The organism is Methylobacterium sp. B4 (genome assembly GCF_003201865.1).
Lineage (GTDB): Bacteria > Pseudomonadota > Alphaproteobacteria > Rhizobiales > Beijerinckiaceae > Methylobacterium.
Map to the genome: position 1 here is coordinate 1 of NZ_QJJJ01000031.1, position 4,517 is coordinate 4,517.

At 66.5% G+C, this 4,517-nt stretch carries 2 protein-coding genes; both read left to right on the top strand.

What is annotated here, in order from left to right:
• Positions 1 to 314 precede the first annotated feature (314 nt).
• Positions 315 to 629 carry a hypothetical protein gene (locus tag BY998_RS24080; protein ID WP_146221827.1) on the top strand — a complete coding sequence of 105 codons (315 nt, stop codon included), beginning with the start codon at positions 315 to 317 and terminating at the stop codon, positions 627 to 629.
• Between the two features lie 599 nt (positions 630 to 1,228).
• The coding region (locus BY998_RS24520) for a DUF4347 domain-containing protein (protein WP_181425592.1) at positions 1,229 to 4,517 on the top strand (3,289 nt) is incomplete at its 3' end.

Genomic DNA, 4,517 nt, shown 5'->3' on the forward strand with positions numbered 1-4,517 from the left:
CCCGCTACATGACCCTGGAAAGCATCGCCCCAACCGGCGATGATCCCCTCGTCGGCCTGCCCACACTGGCAGCCTGACCGATCCGGCCCTGGCCGGTGATCGTGGTGGCCCTCTGCAAGCTACACCACGCCAAGGGACACGACCCTGGCAGCTTTCGGATACCAAGCGGCCATTCCTGCGGCTCTGATCGAAGGGCTGCTTATGGCGCGCAGCCGAAAAAGCGGCGTGCGAACTCATGACCTTTTGCGGACCTTTTGCTCTGCCCATTTCGGATGTCCTCGCGGAAGACAAAAGCAGACCTGATAGCGGCGGCCATGCGCAACGGCGGCCTGCGCGCGAACCCCTCGCAGGCGCTCAACGTCCTCGCCAGCGCCGTCATCACGGTGGCAATCGCCATCACTGTCATCGTCGGCCATGACCTCCATGCCGCCATCGGCATCTGGGCCGGTCTCTCGGGCCTTCTCCAGCTTACCACCGGCGTCCGGCGCTGGCGCAGCGCCCGCGGGCAGTGGCCCCAAATTCTGAGCGGTTCGCAAACGGGCCCGACCGCCGCGCGCACGCCGAGGTCGCGCGCGTCCTGCGCAACACTGACACCACGTTCCCGAACCAGTCGAACTGTCTCAATTTAGAACTCACGCCCGAACGTGCGACGCTGCATGGACCACCTCCGGCTTCACTATCACACCCAGACCGGTTGTCCGTGAAACCGACAGCGGGCCAAACGTCGTTCCTGCATCCCCGGACCACGCACCCGGGTGAGGCAGGCCCTGTCTTCCCCAGTGCAGATGCGCCACCTTCGACAAAACGCGATTGCTTGCTCGCGCTACAACTCAATCGCGCTCTATTGTCTTCAATTTACGACATCGATGCTGATGATAGATATTCATTTCTTCCGTGTATCTTGTAAATTTGCCACATTCGCACTGATGGAAATGTCTTTTACATGAAAATTGGCAGGTTTCTTCAAATCTGATCTTTCCGGGGATGAAAGCCAGCGCGTAACGCTACCGAACCTCACCGTTCGGAGCTCCGTGTGTCTCACCGCCTCCCGCGTCACCGGTCTGCGTTCCCGACGTTGGTGCGTCTCGAAAACCGCGTGCTGTTTGATGGTGCCGCTGCCGTGACGGCGGACGCGATGGCCGCGCAGGCGGACGATAAGAGCCATCTGGACGACGCTGCGATACCTGAGGGCGGCGCGACCTCTGGATCGTCCGCTGAACTGTCAGCGATGGCCGGTTTTGATGCGCGCGAGCCGGGAATCGCGGAAAGTCCTCTTCTCGTCGTCGTCGATGCCGCGAGCCGCAGCGAGGATGTGGCGCAAGGAGCCGGGCCAGGACGGGAGGTACTGCTTCTCTCGGCGGACGAGGACGGGCTCGGTCGCATCGCCGAATACTTGCGCGGGCGCACCGGCATCGCCGGGATCGAGATCATGGCGTCCGGCGAGGGCGGATGTCTCTCACTCGGCAACAGCTCGATCGACTTCAACGCGCTCAGCGCCGACCAGCAGGGACTGCTCCAGCGTATCGGTGCAACCCTGTCTGATGATGCCGAAGTGGCGATCGATGCGGATGGTTTTGCAGCCGGTGCCATGGGCGCCGCGGGGGCGGACCGGCTTGCCGCCCTCACCGGCGCCGATGTTGTCCTGCACGGGAGAGAGCCTACGGCGAGTCACCGCGAAATCGTCTTCATCGATAGCCGGCTCGCCGACCGCGAAACCCTTCTGAAGGGGCTCGCGCCCAATGCGGAGGCCATCCTGCTCGACGGCGACCGTGACGGGGTCGAGCAGATCGCCGAGTCCCTCCAGGGACGCAGCGGGATCGATGCCGTTCACATCCTGTCCCATGGCGAGGCGGCCTCGCTGCAGATCGGCACCGCCACGCTCGACGCGGATTCGATCACCGGGCGCTACGCCGAGGCGCTCGCAGGTCTGCGCACGGCGCTCTCGCACGATGCCGACTTGCTGATCTACGGCTGCGATTTCGCCGGCGGAGAGGCCGGCGCACGTGCGGTCGCGCTGCTGAGCGAGGCTACCGGAGCGGACGTGGCCGCCTCGGTCGATCCGACGGGCGCTGTCGCTCTCGGCGGCGACTGGGATCTCGAAATGCGCACCGGCGCGGTCGAGGCGCCGCTCGCCGTCGATGAAGCGTCCCGTGCGGCCTATGCCGGCCTGCTCGCGACGGCCGTCAACACCGGGCGCGGCGCGATCATCGCGGCCGTGGGCCAGGGGCTCTACAGCATCGACGTCACGACCGGCAAAGCCACGCTGATCACGACGGCTCCGACCGCCCTCGGCGGCCTTGCGCTCAGCGGAACCCTCAATTCGGTGGCGATCGATCAGGCCAACGGGCTGATCTACTACGCCGACAGCAGCGCCCTGACCACGAACCGGGCTCTGTTCGCCTACGACTACGTCAACAACAGCCACATCGTCATCGACTCGGATCTGACCAACAACGGGGCCGGCCTCAGCATCACGGTCGGCACCACCGGCGTCGGCAGCGGAGCCGCTGCCTTCGTCAACGGTGCACTCTATCTCGGCGTCGAAAACGTTTCAGGGTCGGCCGACCAGATCTACCGCCTCACCTTCGGCAACAACGGGCGCACCGTTGCCTCGGCGGCGGCCTTCGGCGCCCAGATCACGGGCACCAACGACTGGGGCGACTTTGCCGCCGATCCCACCGGCAACGGCGGCACCGGCGTCCTGCTCAGCCTCAACGGCGTCGGCGACACCGCGATCACCCGCTACAATCTCGCGACCGGCGCGATCATCAACTCCGTCCCGAACGGAGCGGCCGCCAACGTTCAGGGCGGTGGCGACATCCTGGGCAACACCTACGTCGTCGGTAACACGGTGCAGCAGATCAACCCGGTCACCGGTGCGGTGATCGGCACGCCCGTCACCATCACCACGAACGGGACCACCGCGCTGACCGGCGTCTCGGATGCGACGACCTACACGCCGCCGACCGGCTCGATCGGCGACCGGATCTTCGCCGACCGCGACGCGAGCGGCAGCGTCACGGTGGGCGACACGGGCTTTTCCAACGTCACCGTGCAGCTCATCGACGACGTCGACGGTGACGGCGTGGTCGATGCGGGCGAGCGCATCCTTGCGACGGACACCTCGGACGCCGACGGCAACTATCTCTTCACCGGCGTGCTGCCCGGTCAGTACATCGTTCGGGTGACGGATACGAACGGCGTCCTCGGCAGCGCGGCCTCGACCACGGGCGGGAGCAGCCGCAGCGTGACGCTCGCGGCCATCGGCGCCAGCAACCTCAACACGGATTTCGGCTACGCCGCACGCCCGCCCGTCGTCGATCTCAACTCGGCGGTCGCGGTCGACACGCCCGTCAACATCGTCGCCAACGGCACCTTTACCGGCGGCACCGCTTCATGGACGACCTCCGGGAGCACCGCCTACACATCGACCGTCGGTGGCGGCGGCGTGTACTGGGATGCCGACCGAAGTGCAGGCACCCTGACACAGGCTGGTCTGACGGGCCTGGGCAACGGTCCGTCTTCCAATGGCACGGCGCAGCTCATCTTCGGCTTTGGCTGGAACAACTCGTCGCCCGATACCACGGCGCCCGCTATACTCGATGTCTCCGTGGGCGGTGTCGTCTACGCCCGGATCACCACCGGCGTTTCGGGGGGCGCCGCCACCACCGCCACGGTGGCTTACCTGAACGGGGCAAGCGGGAGTCCGGCGACCATCGCCGCCTCGACCTATCAGGCCTGGACGGCGACCGACCTTACCGTAAATCTCCCGACGAGCGTCGCCGACAGCGGCGCGCTGGTCTTCTCCTACAATGCCGGGACCTCTGGCGACGACATCTTCGTCGATACGGTGCGGGTCAACACCTATCCGGCGGGCGCCCGGAACTACGCGACGACCTACACGGAGAACGGTGCGGGCGTCGCGATCGCCGCGGCGGCGGCCTCGGTCGCCGATCCCGACAGCACGAACCTGCAATCCGCAACGATCGTGCTCACCAACGCGCAGGCTGGCGATGTGCTGGCGATCGCCGGTACACTGCCCGCCGGCATCACCGCCACCATCGATGCGAGTGTTGCGGGCCAGTTCACGATCAATCTCGGCGGCGGGGCGACGACCGCTGCCTACGCCGCCGCGATCCGGCAGATCCAGTTCCTCTCGACATCCGACAACCCGGCGACGTTGCAGCGTACCGTGACCGTCACCGTCAACGATGGCGGTCTCACCTCCAACACGGCCACGACCACGATCAGCGTTACGGCCGTGGACGATGCGCCGGTGAATACGCTGCCGGCGACGTTTGCCGCCAGCGAGGACTCGCCGCTGACGCTGACCGGCCTGTCGGTCGCCGACGTCGATGCCGGCACCGGTGCCGTCAGCGTCACGCTCGGCGTCAGCAGCGGCAGCCTGAGTGCGACGGCCGCAGGCGGCGTGACCGTCACCGGCTCCGGCACGGCGAGCCTCATCCTCAGCGGCAGCGTCGCGGCGATCAACGCCTACCTCGCCTCCGCCTCGGCCG

What these genes read in the sequence shown, in the direction of transcription:
- BY998_RS24080 (WP_146221827.1), top strand. Translation starts at nt 315, where the DNA reads ATGCGCAACGGCGGCCTGCGCGCGAACCCCTCGCAGGCGCTCAACGTC.